The 17,388-nt window shown below is 57.0% G+C and carries 18 protein-coding genes and 1 tRNA gene; 9 read left to right on the top strand and 10 right to left on the bottom strand.

All coding sequences use genetic code 11. The features are described from left to right. Window positions 1–2 precede the first annotated feature (2 nt). Window positions 3–458: a hypothetical protein gene (locus tag ACU680_RS17525; RefSeq protein WP_007961233.1), complete on the bottom strand. Its 456-nt coding sequence runs from the start codon at window positions 456–458 to the stop codon at window positions 3–5. 349 nt (window positions 459–807) lie between these two features. On the opposite strand from ACU680_RS17525, the gene ACU680_RS17520 reads away from it, so the two are divergent. The 3 genes from ACU680_RS17520 (at window position 808) to ACU680_RS17510 (ending at window position 3,059) form a co-directional block, all read left to right on the top strand. Then, entirely contained in the window at window positions 808–1,896 is a 1,089-nt protein-coding gene (locus ACU680_RS17520) for an asparaginase (protein ID WP_400761382.1), read from the top strand. A gap of 199 nt (window positions 1,897–2,095) precedes the next feature. Beyond that, window positions 2,096–2,365 carry a DUF1654 domain-containing protein gene (locus tag ACU680_RS17515; RefSeq protein ID WP_371917862.1) on the top strand — a complete coding sequence of 90 codons (270 nt, stop codon included), beginning with the start codon at window positions 2,096–2,098 and terminating at the stop codon, window positions 2,363–2,365. Between the two features lie 4 nt (window positions 2,366–2,369). After that, on the top strand, window positions 2,370–3,059 hold the full coding sequence (locus ACU680_RS17510) for an endonuclease (protein ID WP_448180090.1): 690 nt from the start codon (window positions 2,370–2,372) through the stop codon (window positions 3,057–3,059). A 55-nt stretch (window positions 3,060–3,114) separates the two neighbouring features. Here the strand turns inward: ACU680_RS17510 and ACU680_RS17505 are convergent, their stop codons facing one another. Together ACU680_RS17505 and ACU680_RS17500 are read right to left on the bottom strand one after the other, a co-directional pair. After that, a complete protein-coding gene (locus ACU680_RS17505) occupies window positions 3,115–4,026 on the bottom strand; it encodes a siderophore-interacting protein (protein ID WP_448180089.1) in 912 nt (303 codons plus the stop codon). 86 nt (window positions 4,027–4,112) lie between these two features. Continuing rightward, entirely contained in the window at window positions 4,113–4,481 is a 369-nt protein-coding gene (locus ACU680_RS17500; protein WP_448180088.1) for an SPOR domain-containing protein, read from the bottom strand. A gap of 250 nt (window positions 4,482–4,731) precedes the next feature. Between ACU680_RS17500 and csrA the strand changes: the two genes are divergently transcribed. Next, window positions 4,732–4,926 carry a carbon storage regulator CsrA gene (csrA, locus tag ACU680_RS17495; RefSeq protein ID WP_003179932.1) on the top strand — a complete coding sequence of 65 codons (195 nt, stop codon included), beginning with the start codon at window positions 4,732–4,734 and terminating at the stop codon, window positions 4,924–4,926. A gap of 223 nt (window positions 4,927–5,149) precedes the next feature. On the opposite strand, the gene ACU680_RS17490 is transcribed toward csrA, so the two are convergent. Beyond that, window positions 5,150–5,605: a DUF2214 family protein gene (locus ACU680_RS17490; RefSeq protein ID WP_448180087.1), complete on the bottom strand. Its 456-nt coding sequence runs from the start codon at window positions 5,603–5,605 to the stop codon at window positions 5,150–5,152. Between the two features lie 732 nt (window positions 5,606–6,337). Between ACU680_RS17490 and ACU680_RS17485 the strand changes: the two genes are divergently transcribed. Further along, entirely contained in the window at window positions 6,338–6,562 is a 225-nt protein-coding gene (locus ACU680_RS17485) for a hypothetical protein (protein ID WP_448180086.1), read from the top strand. A 245-nt stretch (window positions 6,563–6,807) separates the two neighbouring features. On the opposite strand, the gene ACU680_RS17480 is transcribed toward ACU680_RS17485, so the two are convergent. Then, on the bottom strand, window positions 6,808–7,842 hold the full coding sequence (locus ACU680_RS17480) for a hypothetical protein (protein WP_448180085.1): 1,035 nt from the start codon (window positions 7,840–7,842) through the stop codon (window positions 6,808–6,810). A gap of 125 nt (window positions 7,843–7,967) precedes the next feature. On the opposite strand from ACU680_RS17480, the gene ACU680_RS17475 reads away from it, so the two are divergent. From ACU680_RS17475 to ACU680_RS17465, 3 genes are all read left to right on the top strand, one after another. Continuing rightward, on the top strand, window positions 7,968–8,192 hold the full coding sequence (locus tag ACU680_RS17475; RefSeq protein ID WP_150594704.1) for a hypothetical protein: 225 nt from the start codon (window positions 7,968–7,970) through the stop codon (window positions 8,190–8,192). Next, window positions 8,189–8,929 carry a hypothetical protein gene (locus ACU680_RS17470; RefSeq protein WP_448180084.1) on the top strand — a complete coding sequence of 247 codons (741 nt, stop codon included), beginning with the start codon at window positions 8,189–8,191 and terminating at the stop codon, window positions 8,927–8,929. The genes ACU680_RS17475 and ACU680_RS17470 overlap by 4 nt, the downstream gene beginning before the upstream one ends. 102 nt (window positions 8,930–9,031) lie before the next feature. Next, window positions 9,032–9,724, top strand: a complete 693-nt coding sequence (locus tag ACU680_RS17465) for a hypothetical protein (RefSeq protein WP_448180083.1) — start codon at window positions 9,032–9,034, stop codon at window positions 9,722–9,724. A gap of 152 nt (window positions 9,725–9,876) precedes the next feature. Here the strand turns inward: ACU680_RS17465 and ACU680_RS17460 are convergent. Next, window positions 9,877–9,953 (bottom strand) — tRNA-Val (locus ACU680_RS17460). Window positions 9,954–10,137: 184 nt separating this feature from the next. Here ACU680_RS17460 and ACU680_RS17455 point away from each other — a divergent pair. Beyond that, entirely contained in the window at window positions 10,138–11,421 is a 1,284-nt protein-coding gene (locus ACU680_RS17455; RefSeq protein ID WP_367085136.1) for an NAD(P)/FAD-dependent oxidoreductase, read from the top strand. 148 nt (window positions 11,422–11,569) lie between these two features. Here the strand turns inward: ACU680_RS17455 and ACU680_RS17450 are convergent, their stop codons facing one another. Genes ACU680_RS17450 through ACU680_RS17435 form a run of 4 tightly spaced genes read right to left on the bottom strand, consistent with a single transcriptional unit; the run spans window position 11,570 to window position 17,144 of the window. Continuing rightward, window positions 11,570–12,541 carry an XdhC family protein gene (locus tag ACU680_RS17450; protein ID WP_448180082.1) on the bottom strand — a complete coding sequence of 324 codons (972 nt, stop codon included), beginning with the start codon at window positions 12,539–12,541 and terminating at the stop codon, window positions 11,570–11,572. Between the two features lies 1 nt (window position 12,542). Continuing rightward, complete coding sequence (locus ACU680_RS17445) at window positions 12,543–13,778, bottom strand: c-type cytochrome (RefSeq protein ID WP_448180081.1); 1,236 nt, start codon at window positions 13,776–13,778, stop codon at window positions 12,543–12,545. A 2-nt stretch (window positions 13,779–13,780) separates the two neighbouring features. Further along, the gene (locus ACU680_RS17440) at window positions 13,781–14,320 is read right to left on the bottom strand and encodes a (2Fe-2S)-binding protein (protein WP_367085139.1); all 540 of its coding nucleotides are present in this window, start codon (window positions 14,318–14,320) and stop codon (window positions 13,781–13,783) included. Continuing rightward, complete coding sequence (locus ACU680_RS17435) at window positions 14,313–17,144, bottom strand: xanthine dehydrogenase family protein molybdopterin-binding subunit (protein ID WP_448180080.1); 2,832 nt, start codon at window positions 17,142–17,144, stop codon at window positions 14,313–14,315. Before ACU680_RS17435 ends, ACU680_RS17440 begins: the two co-directional genes overlap by 8 nt. Window positions 17,145–17,388: the final 244 nt, after the last annotated feature.

The raw sequence follows: 17,388 nt of genomic DNA, 5'->3' as shown, positions 1-17,388 counted from the left end.
GCTTACGCCGTAGTGCTGACCAGGTTGCCGCTGGTGGAATCCTTGGTCATTTCCTTGACCAGCGCCGCCGCCACTTGCATCAGCTCCCCGCTGGTTTGCGCGATCTGTCCCTGGACGGACATGACCGCCTGCGACTTGGCCTCCGGTGTCGGATAGCTCGCAGCCTGAGCCGCAGCCAGTTGCTGTTGCTGCTCCTGCAGTTGCTTCTGCAATTCCTGCATGCGCTTGAGCAACATTTTTACGGTGACGCTCAGATTATCGCCGCTGTCAGCGCTATCCGCCTGGCTGGCTTCTTGCGCGGGACCACCGGTTCGGACCTGATTGCTCGGTTCTTTTTCAACGCCAAGCGCCTTGTCGGACGCGTCCGCTTCCGCTTGGCTCATTGCATTGATTGTCGCTGCGGTTTTACCGCCGATGGTGACTGAGCCGGGATTGGAAAAACCGATCGTCAGTGACATGTGAACTCCCTAAATGAACGTTTCCTTCAACAGCCATCGGCTTGCTCACGGGTTTCTTTAGCAGAAAATCTGAAACCGACAAGCCGTTTCGTTCGACAGGGGGCGTAGTCCCTTTCGGTGAACCGAACGCGAAAGCTTCCTTTGTTCGGAAACCCGGCCATTTCATTCACCGCATCAATGGACAATTCATAAAATCTTGATGTAAATCATGAAGTTAAACATTTCTCTAAAGCAAAGTAGCGCTGGTACAGATCCTGCTCCCTAGCCTGCACCCCGGGCATTCAGATCGGCTCGGGGCGCATCTAGATGAACCTGCATCAGCACCGTCTCACTACTAGAGAGAAAAATAATGAAATCTGCTTTCAACACCTTGGTTCCGGGCGCTTTGGCCCTCCTCCTGCTCCTGCCCACCGCCCTTCAGGCAAAAGAAGTCGAAACCCAGACCAAACTCGCCAACGTCGTAGTGCTTGCCACGGGCGGCACTATTGCCGGTGCCGGCGCCAATGCAGCCAACAGCGCCACCTATCAAGCGGCCAAAGTCGGGATTGAACAGCTGATCGCCGGCATCCCCGAACTGAGCAAACTGGCAAACGTGCGTGGCGAACAAGTCATGCAGATCGCCTCGGAAAGCATCACCAACGACAACCTGCTGCAACTGGGTCGGCGCGTATCCGAACTGGCCGACAGCAAAGACGTCGATGGCATCGTCATCACCCACGGCACCGACACCCTGGAAGAAACCGCGTACTTCCTGAACCTGGTGGAAAAAACCGACAAGCCGATCATCGTGGTCGGTTCGATGCGTCCGGGCACCGCCATGTCGGCGGACGGCATGCTCAACCTGTACAACGCCGTCGCCGTCGCCAGCAGCAAAGAAGCGCACGGCAAAGGCGTGCTGGTGACCATGAACGACGAGATCCAGTCCGGTCGCGACGTCAGCAAAATGATCAACATCAAGACCGAGGCGTTCAAAAGCCCTTGGGGTCCGCTGGGCATGGTGGTTGAAGGCAAATCCTACTGGTTCCGCTTGCCAGCCAAGCGCCACACCATGGATTCGGAATTCGACATCAAGAACATCAAGAGCCTGCCTGACGTAGAAATCGCCTACTCCTACGGCAACGTCGACGACACCGCCTACAAGGCCCTGGCCCAGGCCGGCGCCAAAGCCATCATCCACGCCGGTACCGGCAACGGTTCGGTGTCTTCGCGCGTAGTGCCATCCCTGCAAGCCCTGCGTAAAGACGGCGTGCAGATCATCCGTTCGTCCCACGTCAACGCCGGCGGTTTCGTCCTGCGTAACGCCGAGCAGCCTGACGACAAGTACGACTGGGTGGTCGCTCACGACCTGAATCCGCAGAAGGCCCGCATCCTGGCCATGGTCGCCCTGACCAAAACCAACGACAGCAAAGAGCTGCAACGGATGTTCTGGGAATATTGATTGACCTTCGCCTGAGCCTTTCCGGCTCGGGCAACTTGCTCACCACTCGCCCGCGCGGCGGGTGGTGCTGCCACCCACGCTACGCGCGACTTTTTCGCACAAAATAATCGACCTGACTTACACCAAAACCGGAAAAGCGCTGTCAGAGGATTTTCTTGAATTTTAAGCAGTTGCGAAAATGCTTACAGTTAAATACTGTATGCCCGTACAGCTTAATAAGGATAACCTCGTGGCCACCTCTCCTGATGCTCCTGACGCTTACGAACGCATGGGCATGCGCGTTCAGAAAATCATCAATTCCCCTACCGCACAAAAAGCCAAAGCCGCCTTGATCTTCCGTCTGCCGGACGAGCCTGTGGATGCATGGGAGCAACTGCTCGAGGAAATCGACGAGAACGACAACGTCACACTCGCCTATCGCGACGATGGCGGCGTGCAGATTTTTTGGGTTGTGCCGAAGGAAGATTGATTCAATGAGTGTCCGCTGTTTTGCTTTGCTGTTGTTGCTCATCGCCTGTGGTGCCCAGGCGGGCGCGCCCCGTACTTTTACCGAGGCCAAGAAAGTCGCCTGGAAACTCTATGCACCGCAGTCCACCGAGTTTTACTGCGGGTGCAAGTACACCGGCAACAAGGTGGACTTGAAGGCATGCGGTTACGTGCCGCGCAAAAATGCCAAGCGCGCCTCGCGCATCGAATGGGAGCACATCGTCCCGGCGTGGGAGTTCGGTCACCAGCGTCAATGCTGGCAATCGGGCGGGCGCAAGAACTGCACCCGCTATGACCCGAGCTATCAGAAAGCCGAAGCCGACCTGCACAACCTGGTGCCAAGCATTGGCGAGGTCAACGGTGATCGCAGCAACTTCAGTTATGGCTGGCTGCCGGTGCAATCCGGGCAGTACGGCTCGTGCCTGACCCAGGTCGACTTCAAGGCCAAGAAGGTCATGCCGCGCCCGTCGATTCGCGGCATGATCGCGCGCACCTATTTCTACATGAGCAAGCAGTACGGCTTGCGCCTGTCAAAACAGGATCGGCAGTTGTACGAAGCGTGGGACAAGACTTACCCGGTGCAGGACTGGGAACGTCAACGCAATCAGAGCGTGGCGTGCGTGATGGGACGCGGCAATGAATTTGTCGGCCCGGTAAACCTGAAAGCCTGCGGCTGATTCTTCAGCCCAAAAGAAAAGGCCTCGAACGTGATGTTCGAGGCCTTTTTTATTTTTAGCTGCCAGCCTTGTTGTAGCGCCAATAGCCCATCAGATTGAGTGACTCGCGGGGGATACCGCACTCCTTGATCAGGTATTTGCGCAGACGCATGACTGCCGCGCTTTCTCCGGCAATCCAGGCATAAAATCCTTCAGGGGCCGTATTGGCGATCTCCCAGAGGATGTCTTTGTCGATATCGACCTCGGCGAGTTCGGCGGCTTGCCCGACCGATGAATCCTCTGCCGGCAGGAACGCCTGTTGCACCGCCTCTACCATCAGCGCTCCAGCCACTACTTCTGGCGCCTGATCGCGAACCAGCCACTGCACCGACAGCCCCGGCCAATCCGGCACCGAAAGCATGTCTGGCGCGCTGTCCACTTCAAAGTACGCCCGAGTCTGAGGCGGTTCAGCCATGGCCGCCAACTCCTCAAGAATGCCCATGGCGGCCGGTAATGCCGTGGCATCCGCCACCAGCAAAACCTCCTTGAGCAGCTGCTGCGGTTTCCATTCGAACCCTCCGGCGTCCTGCGCGGAAAAATTACTGTCGGGAGCGAGAATCTGCATCGACGCTCCCGGCTGAGCACGCAGCGCCCAGCGCGACGCGGGACCGGTCTCGCCATGCAGGACAAAATCGATGTCGACCTCGCCCTGATCAGCGCGCAAATGACGAATGGTGTAGGTGCGCATTGCTGGCCGCCGGCTCGCCAGCATCGAACGAAAACGCGCGTACCAGCCCTCCTCCTGCGCAAGACTTGCAGGCGATCCATCTTCAGCAGGAAAGAACAGTTTGACGCGCTGATCCGGCGCCCAAGTGGCCATGCCACCTATCGAAGGGTCGGCGAGCGTGATCCGCATCATGTGCGGACTCAACAACGTCTTGCGGTGCAGAACCGCATTGAAGAGTTTGTAGGGAGCGGCGGAGGCCATGCGGAGCTCCTTCGAGAAATCGTGATTGACTCGTATAAGACGAATCGCCTGCGATGTCCTTTAGGCCGCTCCGCTGAAAGTGCTGCTTACGGCACGAGCGGATGCTCGACGATCACCGACTCGACGTTCTGCTTCTTGGCCTTCACCAGTGCCGCATCCACCTCTACCTTGCGCGCTTGCGCCTCGGCCTGGGAGTTGAACGGGCCAATCAAGATCCGCGTCTTGCCGCTGCTGTCCTTGATCACGGTCGGCACGAACGCATGTTCGATCAACCAGCCACTCAGGTCACTGACAGCCTGAGGTGTTTCACCGCGTACTTCGAGGTCCCACTGCGGGGCGGACGCTGCCGCAGGTGCGGCCGCGACTGCCGTCTTCGGCTTCTGCACGTCTACACTTTTGCCTTCACCACATCCCGCCAATGCCAGTGCCGCGACCATCCAGACCAATTTGCGCACAACGCTTTCCTCGAAAATCACAAAGCGGCGATCTTAACATTCATAAATACTTGGCGAGGCCCGCAAAATGGGCACAAAACAACGAGATTGATGATTGCAGCCTCTGTATAGTTACGCCTTGGGAATTAATGCCGCATCTGCGCGTCAGAAAGAGGCACCCAAACCGTGAGACTTCGCACTAATCTATACGTACCACCGACCTCTGCACTGTCTGAATCAGGTGCCCTACAAAGCAATCAAGGAGAAGACCATGCTGATACTCACCCGCAAAGTCGGTGAAAGCATAAATATTGGTGATGACATTACGATCACCATCCTCGGCGTAAGCGGTCAGCAAGTCCGTATCGGCATCAACGCCCCGAAAAACGTCGCCGTGCACCGTGAAGAGATCTATCAGCGCATTCAGGCCGGCCTGACCGCCCCGGACAAGCCACAAACGCCCTGAGCCACCCCGCCGTCAGTAGCCAGTCCGTTTGCCTTCGCGCAAGACTGGCTAAAGATTCACGCGCCGTACTGCCATCCGCTCCCCAGTCCGCTTGGCACGGCGCCTGACACATCCCTCTCTCCGCTTCATTCGCTCCCGCCCCCCTCCTGCAGCGCGATACTACCTGCGACTGCCAAGCCTGGCTGTCAGACATTTCCGAGAGAACACAGAGAATTGCTCCCTGCTAGACGAAGGTCACGCCGCGCGCCATGCCGGTGGCTGCAATTACCATCAATACCAACAGCAGCGCCTCGACGTGACTGATCCGTGCATACAGCTTTGCACGCCCGATATCGAACGCCTTGCCCCGCGCTAACGCTATCCGCCATTTGACCAGTGTGATCATCGGCGCCAGCTCTGCCAGCAGAATCAGCACGAACAACGTCATCTTCAAATGGAACAGCGGCTGATGCAGATAGTAGTCAGTACCCTTTTCAAATCCGCCAAAAGCACGCATACCGCCAGTGACCAGCAGAGTCAGCGCGGCAATCCCCCACAGATTATCCGCAAGCAGTACTCGCTTCGCCTCACCGACACCAGCGGCCAGACGACTGAACGCCGTGCCACGGGTCAACACAGCCCAGAAGCCCAAGGCAAAAGCCAAGAGATGAATAGCGGCGAGAAACCAATGAACCAGCATCGACGAACTCCTTGAAAAAGCCCTGGAAAACGCCAGTGAGTAGTAGTCGAAAAAAACCGGTTTCGCCTGTACACAGCGACGAGGCTGGAAGCTTCGCGCAGGAAGCAAGGAGACAGAGCGGGGAATCCGCCAAATCGCAGGCAAAAAAAATCCCAAGCAGCTGATGGAAGCTTGGGATTTAAAAATGCATAAACCGTGGTGGTGAACGCGGGGCAGATGTTACTGAAGTTCACGATCAGCAACAACATTTTTTTGATAACCGGCCGGTTAAAAATGCCGGTAACCCGTTCAATATCCACACTTTTTCGACGGATCCAAAAATAAACAGAAAGCCATATCAGCAGATCGTGTTATTTCGAAACACGCTAAGCATCCAAGGTAACGAACGATCTGAAGATACCGAGGCAAGCGCCTGAACCACGGCTCCGGCAAATCGCAGACAACAAAAAAGGGCTCACCTTTCGGTGAGCCCTTCCAGACCGCCCAGCAGAGCGGATTTTGTTTGGTAGGCGCGATTGGACTCGAACCAACGACCCCCACCATGTCAAGGTCTGCTTGAGCAAGCTGCAAGCGTTGGTGCTCAAGGTTTTCACAGAACGCCCATTCACATTATGAGGCGTCAAAAATGGCCAATTTCCGCTTACTTCCGTCCGTCAACTGGAGTGCTCAGGTACGGGTTAAAGGCAAATCTCCCCAGTCTAAAACTTTCAGCAGCAAGGCCGAAGCAGAGTCATGGGCGAAACAATCGAAGCTCTGACGTTGGATCGCAAGCACCACACCATCTATACGCTCGGGATGATTTACTGCGAAACCATGCTCAAGGGTAAAGGAAGCTACAACAACGCCCTAAAGATCGTTGAGCACCTAGGCAAGCATCTCACGGAGCCTATTCATGAAATCACGCCGCAGCCACTGGAAAGTAGTCCCACTCGCTCTTGGGCGTCTGCAATCAAATAGAAACAGTAAATTGTCTCTTTCATACTGTGCTTTCCATGCTGGCCTGTTTACTTTTTCAGATGTTTTTCATGCCTCGCTATGAGTTCTGCACTCCAGTCTGTCGATCCGCTCCAACTCATCAATTCCACATCGCAGACAATGCAATCTATAGAGCCCGGATCACGTACAGGGAACTTTGTCCCTGTAAGCTTGTAGACGGAGCCACATTTCTTGCAAGTGGTTTCACTGCTCATACACACTCCCTCTCATACAGTCTTCGTCAAAACATAGATTAGATATCCGCCTATAACAGACGATGCAACCGTTGCCACCCAAGAGAAGATTGATGACCCCCAGCGTGTAATCCAATTCTCTTTGACGTCCGTGAGCCGAATAGAAGCATTTGGTATGAATGTCACATGCAGCCAACCTATAAACTTGATCAGCCCAAAAACCAATATACCAACCAGAGCTTTCATCCAGAATTCTGGCACATAGGTTATGGCAACTATCATGGCAAAAAGTGTAACTTGATTTATGTTGAGTCCAAATTTTTTGAAGTTCGTTATGATGCTTTTTTCGTTCTTCGCCAGCTCGCTACGCAGCATCTGAGCTTTTCCTTCAACCCAGATTTCACGCACTCCTTGTGCAACCACACGATTGAAGCCAGGTTCTGCAAGCTCTGCAAACGCAAACTTGTTCACGCCGAACTCATCAGGCTCTTGCATGTACACCTTCAAGTAGGTCAGCTTTTTATGTCCGCCCATCAGTGCAAGAAAGTCTTTCTCATGCTGTGTCACCTCCGCTCCAGCGCTTCGGTAGGTCACAACCAGCTTCGCTTCGGCATTGAAGTCTTTTTTCACTGCTTCCATCAGCGATATCACATCGTCTTTCGCCAGCCTTAAAGCTCCAAGCGTGTATGCCTGCGTGTAGAACTGTTCAATGCCTAGATCTGTCTTGTCGATGTTTGCCGCTCCCACACCGTGCATATGAGCAACGAACGGTCCCCCTGATCCTGCTGATGTGTACCATTCGCCCTTTAGGCTGCCTTCAGGCGTGAGGGCTGCTTTGACGGTCAGCTCAGCGTATTCAACACCCTCAGTTTCCGTTATGGCCTTGCCAGTCAGCACCACTTCGTCTTTGTATGTGCCTTGTATTTTATAGGTGACGAGTCCGTATTCGTCGTCACGGAAACGGACCATGCCTTCTAGAACTTCCCCGTCTTTTTCAAAAATGATTGAAAGATTTCCTGTATTTGTTCCGAATGCTCGCCCTGCCCAAAGCTTCCCCAAATTCGCCACAGCGTAGCCCCTATACTTCCTTGATCATTTGTCCAGTGTAGTTGAATCGGCCCCAACGTTTACGGGCACCGCATGCGATGGCATGATGCCAGCCCAACCTATGAATATCGCAACGGAGTGCAGCAATGAAAGACATCGTAATCACGGTAGTGGACTTTTTTTCGTGGCTGGGAATCATCATCGCAACCGTGACCGGGTTCTACCTCATGCGGGGCAACCTTGAATACCTCGGCGCCCTGATCGGCTTCGCAGTGGGTTGTCTAATGTCTGGTCTGTGGTTTGTCCTGTCAGCGATTCACCGCAACCTCCAGACCATCCGCGACCTTGCTGTGAAACAAGCCAAGGGATGACCTTCATGCAGCACCCATGGAAGCATTCCGTCATAGACGTTTACGCCAATAACTATGGCAACGTTATGCAGGACTATCTCTCTCTGGTGGTTGAGCCATCGATACAGATGCTTCACCGCAGAAGCAGTGAGCTGATTGAGTGCCAAGAAGTGGACGCTCTCATCAAATCAATTCAAATGCTGGAACATTGGACTCTGGAGCAGAAGACAGCTATGGCTTTCTGTCTAGGTATCCAGTCGCTGTGGGAGCAGCACATACGGACATACACGATTAGTTGCCTTCGTCAGTTCTTCACATCCGATGTGCCAGAAGAACAGATTGCAGCAGAGCTTGCGAAGAAGATTGAGTGCGCTGAAAAAGCCCCTTGGGGTTCTCGCTTCAACGATCTGTTTCTTGAAGCGCGGGGGATTGAGATAGAAGGGTTCCGATCATACGATCAACTCGGCTTGCTCATGGCGCTAGGCAACGTCTGCCGTCATGGTGAGGGTGATGCAGCGAAAAGGCTTCGCAAGAGTCATCCAGAGCTTTGGCCTACTCCCATGCCGCTCCTTGAAGAGCATTTCGGTACTCGCCCCGTTACTGATCTTCGGCTTCCACTTGAGCTGCTTCGCTCTCTGGTGACTGCTGTTGTGCTGTTCTGGCGTGACCTGGAGCGTCATGGTTTGAAGAGCTTCATACACGACAGGACGGATGCAGAGATTGAAACACTTCTGTCCAACCGTATCCGTGCGAAATAGGCTACAGGTCACAGTCTACAAAGGTATATGGGAATTTGTAACGGTGGAGGGTTACAACTACTTGTATCAGGGACGCAGGTTAGAAAGCAAAAAGGAGTAACCATGCAAGGAAGATGGAACTTAGCCGCACTGAAAGAGCATATTCTGACAGTCGAGCCAGACAAAGATTGGCTGCTCAGCACCGTCGACTCGGTGAGTCACTCCCTATACATCTACCAGTACCACAAGAATTTGGCTCGAGACGCATTTGCTGCCTATCACGCCGAACATGACCCTGACGGCATAAAACTGTTCGCCGCGACAATGATGATGGGGAGCGACGATGAATTTGAGGAGGCGAAGCTCGCGAGTGAAGCGAACTTGATTGCCGCGATCAATATCACCCGCAATACCTTTGATATCCTCGCCCAGCTAGTGAACGCCCTAGCACTTCCTAAGCCGCTAGCTATCGACCGATGCGACTTCGCAAAGGTGCGTGACGAGCTTCAGGCGAGTACGCTGAAGGACGAGATAACGCGAGTTTCGCAACTTCATTGGTATCGCTACTTGGCGGGCTTCAGCAACACGATCAAACATCGCCAACTCATATCGCACACACCCTCACAAAAGCACGAAGAGGAAACGGGCAAGTACCTCGGAGGTGGTGCAGAAGTCGCCCCCTTCAATTATCGAAACGATAAATTCACGAGTTACTGGGTGCAGGAAGTGCTGGAAGGCACAGTCGAAATGCACAATGAAATTGTCATTCTCGGCATCACTCTCAACGAACATTGCCTGACTACAGCTCTACTCTGACCGCAACAATACCAGCGTGCAAACGAACGTTCACATTGCCCGTTATGAACGAACCCGATATTTTGTGAACGTTTTGATGAAATCCAAGACAACAAAAAAGGGCCCACCTTTCGGTGAGCCCTTCCAGACCGCCCAGCAGAGCGGATTTTGTTTGGTAGGCGCGATTGGACTCGAACCAACGACCCCCACCATGTCAAGGTGGTGCTCTAACCAACTGAGCTACGTGCCTGCTGTGAGGCGGCATTCTACGGAATTCCGGAGGGGTGTCAACACCTTTTTTTCACCTAACCCTATGAATATGCAAAATATTTAATTTCGGGCCGATGAAGAAGATTTTTCCGGTGGCTGGCAGAGGTTTTTCAACTCGGGTAGGATCGGCGCACTCGTAAAATATATTAAACAGAGGCTGCAGGATGGCGAACACCCCTTACCCAGAGTCTTATTACGCTGCGTCGGCCAACGCCGTACCGCCACGTCCGGCCTTGCAGGATGATGTGGAGACGGATGTCTGTGTGATCGGCGCCGGGTACACCGGGCTGTCGTCGGCGCTGTTCCTGCTGGAGAACGGTTTTCGGGTTACGGTTCTGGAGGCGGCCAAGGTTGGATTTGGCGCCTCGGGGCGTAATGGCGGGCAGATCGTCAACAGCTATAGCCGTGACATCGACGTCATCGAGCGCACCGTTGGCCCGAAGCAGGCGCAACTGCTCGGGCAGATGGCCTTCGAAGGCGGCCGGATCATTCGCGAGCGCGTGGCCAAGTACAACATCCAGTGCGATCTGAAGGACGGCGGCGTGTTCGCCGCCCTCTCCGCCAAGCAGATGGGGCACCTGGAATCGCAGAAGCGCCTGTGGGAGCGCTTCGGCCACACCCAGCTGGAGCTGCTCGACCAGCGCCGCATTCGCGAAGTGGTTGCCTGCGATCAGTACGTCGGCGGCATGCTCGACATGAGCGGCGGCCACATTCATCCGCTGAACCTGGCGCTCGGTGAAGCCGCGGCGGTCGAATCCCTCGGCGGCACGATCTATGAGCAATCACCAGCCGTGCGCATCGAGCGCGGTGCCAACCCGGTGGTGCACACACCGCAAGGCAAGGTCAGGGCCAAATTCATCATCGTCGCTGGCAACGCCTACCTCGGTAATCTGGTGCCGGAACTGGCGGCGAAATCGATGCCGTGCGGCACCCAGGTGATCACCACCGAACCGCTGGGCGATGAGCTGGCGAAAACTCTGTTGCCGCAGGATTACTGCGTCGAAGACTGCAACTACCTGCTCGACTACTACCGACTGACCGGCGACAAGCGCCTGATCTTCGGTGGTGGTGTGGTTTACGGGGCGCGAGATCCGGCGAACATCGAAGCGATCATCCGCCCGAAAATGCTCAAGGCGTTCCCGCAATTGAAAGACGTGAAGATCGACTACGCGTGGACGGGTAACTTCCTGCTGACCCTGTCGCGCCTGCCGCAGGTTGGGCGCCTGGGGGACAACATTTATTACTCGCAAGGCTGCAGCGGCCACGGCGTGACGTACACGCATCTGGCCGGCAAGGTGCTGGCTGAAGCATTGCGTGGTCAGGCCGAGCGTTTTGATGCGTTTGCCGATTTGCCGCATTACCCGTTCCCGGGCGGGCAGATGTTGCGTACGCCGTTTGCGGCGTTGGGTGCGTGGTATTACGGATTGCGTGACAAACTGGGTTTCTGATCAGTTTTCTTGACTGACAAACAACTGTGGCGAGGGAGCTTGCTCCCGCTGGGTCGCGAAGCGGCCCCTCTTTCATCCAGGAAAGAAGGCCTGCTGTGCAGTCCAGCGGGAGCAAGCTCCCTCGCCACAAATATTTGCAAAATTCAGATCAGAGCTGGTCTCGGCCAATCCCGCTTCGAATCCGCAAGATATCCGCCAGCACCGCCAAGGCGATTTCAGCAGGCGTCTTGCTGCCCAGGTTCAAGCCGATCGGCGCATGAATCCGCGCCAGTTCAACTTCCCCCAAACCGCCAATTCTGCGCAAACGTTCGAAGCGTTTCTGCGAGGTCTGCTGCGAACCCATGACGCCAATGTAAAACGCCTCGGTGCGCACCGCTTCCATCATTGCCAGATCATCAATACGCGGATCGTGAGTCAACGCGACCACCGCGGTATCGCGATGACAACCGCCATCGGCGATGAACACCGAAGGCAGTTGCCGACGAATCTCCACGCCATTCAGCACCACGCCTTCTAGCACTTCATCACGTGGATCACAGAGAATTACTTCGAAGCCGAGACCCACCGCGAACTCGGCACAGGCCTGCGCCACACTGGAGTAACCCGCCAGCAACAGACGCTGAGCAGCACCCACGCGAATCCGCACCCGATCGATCTCGCGCTCGATGCGCGCACCCTGCTCGCGATCAGCGAACAGACTGCGCGCACCACTGGCCAGATCAACTTCGCGAATCAAGCGGCGCTGCCCAAGCAACGCCGATTCGAGTTCACGCAGATGCGCCTGCACCTCGCAATTGGCGTCAAATTTCTCTACCAGTACGTCAAGAATGCCGCCACAGGGCAGGCTGACCCGCGAGCGCGGATCATCACCTTCGCCGTAACGCACCACGTTGACCGCATCGAGAAACGCACCTTCAGCGACGCGCTCGAGAAAATCTTCCTCGACACAGCCACCGGACAGCGACCCGATCCACAGGCCTTCATCGTTCACTGCCAGTAACGAACCCGGCGCACGCGGCGCCGAGCCGTAGGTGGTCAGCACCGTGCAGAGCCAGATGCGCTGCCCCGCCACCGACCACTCCAGAGCACGCCGTATAACCTGTAGATCGAGATGCTGCATGTCAGTGCGCCTTGTGCTCGACGGCCGGAGCGTCAGCCTGCAGTTTCTGCACGTCGCTCACCGCCAGCTCCGCCGATTGACCGCCCCAGCCTTGACGCAGGTAGTTCAGCAGATCGGTCAGCTGTTCTGCGCTGAGCTTGTCAGCGAAACCCGGCATCGGCTGCATGTGTTCGAACCCGGCGAATTTCTGCTCGCCGATACCATCCTCGATCACCCGCACCAGGTTGCGCGGATCTTCCAGGCGCAGCGTGGTATTGCCACGCATGGCCACGGCGATGTGCGGTTTGCCTTCACCACCGGCGGCATGGCAACCGGCGCAGACGTTCAAATATTCCTGACGGCCGCGCTGCGCACTGGCACTGAGCTTTTCCACGGGCACTTCGCTCAGTTCTTTTGCCGCTGGCGGCTTGTCACCGAGCAGGAAGGTCGCCATCGCCGCCAGATCCTGATCGTTCAGGCCTTGGGTGCTGTTGTGGAACACCGGGAACATCTCGTTGAACATCGTGCCCTGCGCGCTCATGCCGTGCTTGAGGAACGTGCTCAGGTCCTGCTGATTCCAGCCGCGCGCCGCCAGATCGGTGGCGAGCAGGCTCGGAGCCAGATAACCGTTGAGGATGCCGCCGGTCAGGCGCTTGTCCAGTTGCATCGCGCCCGGCAGGCCGCGTGGCGTGTGGCATTCGCCGCAGTGACCGAGCACTTCGACCATGTACTGGCCACGTTTCCAGGCCTCGCTTTTGCCTTCGGCGGTCTCCAGCTTCAGGGCTTTGCCGTACAGCATGTTCCAGGCGATCAGGCCCGGACGCACGTTGAACGGAAAGCTCAAACTGGTGACCGGCGCGGCGCGCTCGATCGGCTCGATGGTTTTCAGGTACGCGTGAATCGCATCCGAGTCTTCCCGAGGCATCAGGTGATACGAGGTGTACGGCATCGCCGGGTACAGATTGGCGCCATCACGACGCTTGCCCTCGGTCAGCGCAGCGAAGAACTCGTCATCGCTGTATTGGCCGATGCCGTGCTCTTTGCTCGGGGTGATGTTGGTGCCGTAGATCGTGCCGAACGGCGAGACGATCGGCAGACCGCCAGCAAACGGCGCGCCACCCGGTGCGGTGTGGCACGCCATGCAGTCGGCGGCGCGGGCGAGGTATTCGCCGCGCTTGACCTGATCGTCGGCGTGGGCCGACAACAGCGGCGCAGCCAGTCCGACCGCCAGGGTCAGGCGGGTCAGTAGATGCTTCATGCTCAACCCTCCTTGACCAGGCCGAGATCGGTCAGCACGTTGCGGGTGGCGTTGTAGTAACGCACGTACCCGGTGCAACGGCAGACGTGATGGCCGAGGCTGTCCTCGATGACCTGTTCCAGTTTGCTTTTGGCGATCGGCTGGCGCTGCAGCTTCTCCACCAGCACCGTCGCGGCGTTGACGAAGCCCGGTGCGCAGTAGCTGCACTGGAAGGCGAATTCGTCGACGAAGCGCTGCTGGATCGGGTTCAGCTCAGTGACCTGACCGCTCTCATCGCGCTTGGCGTGGGCTTCGATGGTGCGCACGTTCTTGCCCTCGAAGTAATGCGCGCCGGTGATGCAGGTGCGCACTTCTTCGCTGGTGCCGTCCGGGTTGTCGACGATCACCACGCACGCGTGGCAGATACCCTGGCCGCAGCCAAGGCGCGAACCGGTGAGGTTCTTGTATTCGTGCAGGTAATCGATCATCGGCAGGTCATCAGGGATGTCCACCGGGCCGACGGATTGACCATTGAGGGTCAGTTGAAGCGGACGGTTAGCCATTGAGGGCCTCCTTGATGCGCGCAGCAGTGATTGGCAGATCGCGAACACGTTTACCGATGGCATGCGCCACGGCGTTACCGATGGCACCGACCACCGGGATCATCACCACTTCGGCGATGCCTTTGGACGGATCGCTTGGCGACAGCGGCGGCAGAATCTCCGCAGTCTGCTTCCACACCGCCACGTGACGGGCCATCGGCAGGCGATAACGGTTGAAGTTCCAGTCACCCTCCCCCGGCCCGCCTTCGTACAGCGGCATCTCTTCCATCAACGCGTGACCGATGCCCATGGCGATCCCGCCTTCGAGCTGACCCTTGACCAGTTCTTCGACCAGCACCCGACCGCACTCGACCCACGAATGGTGGTTGAGCACTTCGACTTCCGCCGAGCCTTTGTTGACCTTCAGTTCCACCAGCGTCGCGACCGGGCTGTAGTAAGTCACCGCGGCGTTGTTCAACTGAACAACCGGGTAGTTGATGTTCTGGCGATCCAGCAGGTGGAAACCTGCGGTGGTCATAAGCGCTTTCTTCGCCTTCGGCGCGCCATCGCCGTACTTCACTGCCAGACCGTCGAGCGGCAGACGCTCGCGCACGCCGTCGATGCTGTACTCGGCCTCGGCCCAGCTCCAGCGGTTGAACGCGTGAACGGTGGCGCCGGTGACCAGACCACGCTCGTGAGCACGCTTGGCCAACTCTTCGAAAGTCAGCGGCTGCATGCCGTTGGCAGTGAGCTTGCCGTCGACCCAATGCGCATCTTCACGACGCACGACGTAAGGGTTGGCTTGACCGCCGTAAGGGCCCTGACGCCAGATTTCCATGGCCGCCGGCCACAAACCGTTGTTGAACAGCACGCGCGCCGCTTCACGGGTGGCGTGACTGAAGTAATAGGCCGAGTTGGTCGCGGACGACGCCGAGGCCAGCTTGCCGACCCAACGCGGGTTGCGCAGCAGGTTGTCTTGCTCGGCCTGGCTCATGATGTAAGGGTTGCCGCTGGTGATCAGCTGCATTTCCTTCCATTCGGTTTCGCCAGTCTTCACGTCATGCGCCGGGCTGCCGAGGAAATCGGCGACGACCAATGCTTGCGAAGTAGACATGCCGGTGCCGATTTCGATACCGATGTGGCGCAGGGTGATGCGCCCTTCAGCGGTGAATTCGATGCTGGCCATCGGCGCTTCGGAACCGGTGCCGAAGTCTTTCTGGCAAATGGCAAAACCCACGCCGTACCAGTTGTCCGGGTCGGCGGCTTCGCGCTGTTTCTTGATCGCGTCGCGATTTTTCCAGACTTCGTGCACCGAGGCCTTGTCGAGAATTTCGTGCAGGCGCAGAGCACCCGCCGGGATCGCGCCCTGGGTGTTTTTCATGCCCGAACGCAAGGCGTTCTTGCGACGCAGATCAATCGCGTCAACACCAAGGCGGTTGGCGATTTCGTCGACCATCATTTCGGTCGAGGCCATGCTTTGCAGGGTGCCGTAACCGCGCATCGAACCCGCTTCAACGCCACGCGAGTGGTAAGCGGTGACCTGCAGATCGTTCTGCGGCATGTAGTAGATCGACTGCGCCGCCGTGGCACCCACCGCCGCCACTGACGGGCTGTAGTTGATGCGACCGCCGCCATCGACGCTCATCTCGGCGCGGAAAATCTTGAAGCTGTAGTCGTTCTTGTCCACAGCCAGTTGATAGCGGATATCGAACGGGTGGCGCTTGATGCCGCTCTGGAACTGCTCGTAGCGGTCGTTGGCCAGACGGATCGGCACACCGGCGCCATACAGCGCAGCGAGGGCTGCGTAGTAGACGAAGATGTTGTGGTCTTTGGAACCGTAGCCCACGGTGTAACCCGGGTGCATGTTCAGGTTGTCCAGGCCGAAGCGCGACGGCGCGATCATTTTCGCGGTCTCGGTCGCCGCTTCCAGCGGGCACTGGGTGGCGACCACGAAGTGCAGGGTCTTGGTTTTCGGGTCGTACCAGCCGTTGCCGTTGTCCGGCTCCATGGCGGCCGGTTCGATCGACGGGGTCTTGTAGCGCTCATCGAACACCAGCCAGTTGTCCGGCGGTGTGTCGATCTGCTGCTTCATGCGGTCAGCGTAGAACAGACCGCGCTCGGTCAGGTTGCCGTGCAGGTTCGGCTGGGAATTCCACACCGGACGCCGGTTTTTCAGCATCGGGAACAGGATCGAGTCTTTCAGGCTGGCGAATTCGTCTTCGTCGGCCGAGGTCGGGCCACCCACGCGCACGTAGCGGAAGCTGCCATAGGGGTCGCCTTCGTAGTACGGCACTTGTGCACCGTAACGAATCGCCTTGTCATTGAATTTGAGTTTGTTCTTGGCCTGACGGAAACGCTCGAAATCGTTCCAGATCAGGATCGCCACCGGGTGGCCGATGAACATCGGCACTTTGCCTTCCGGCAGCAAGGGGTCTGGCGCGTGTTCTTCGGGGAAGACGATACCGTCCTTGTCCAGATCAGCTGCGGTGACGATGCGGTCAGGCTGCAAGTCGGCACCGAGCCACGACAGGTCGTAGCCTTCGTAGATACGGTCGGCCTTGATGGTTTTCAGCAGCATGGCGTGGCCTTGCTGTTCAGGCCAGCCCGGCATGTCCTTGGAGCGAATGTCGCGGGCAAAGACTTTGCTGCCGCAGACCTTGGACAGGGCATCGTTACGCTGGCGTGCCTTGCCGTTGTTGCCGAGCCACTTCTCGGACGGCACGGTTACGCTGTTTTCCATCAAGGCAGCCAGCGCCTGACTGCTGAGCGGCGTGAGCGTAACGCTCACACCCGCCACCAGCCCGCCCTGGAGGAACGAGCGCCGGGATATATCACGGTTGGACATGGATCATCCTCTGGGCGGTTATGTGTCCGCCCTTCTGGTTATCTACTGGGAATCTCGAGTCTTGCAGAAGCCCTTCTTGGCGAAACAAAGGGCGTGTTGACAGTGCAAAGCTGACCGAAAGGTTAACTTTAAAGGTTTCTGGGCTCGCAGCAAACAACCAGTTACAAAAATTTGACTAAAGAATCAAAAAATCAATGCGACGTGGCACCGCACGAGGTCAATCCGCCATACCTATTCGAATGCG

It is taken from the genome of Pseudomonas sp. LF020, assembly GCF_053456425.1.
This window is presented reverse-complemented; position numbering and strand designations above follow the sequence as displayed.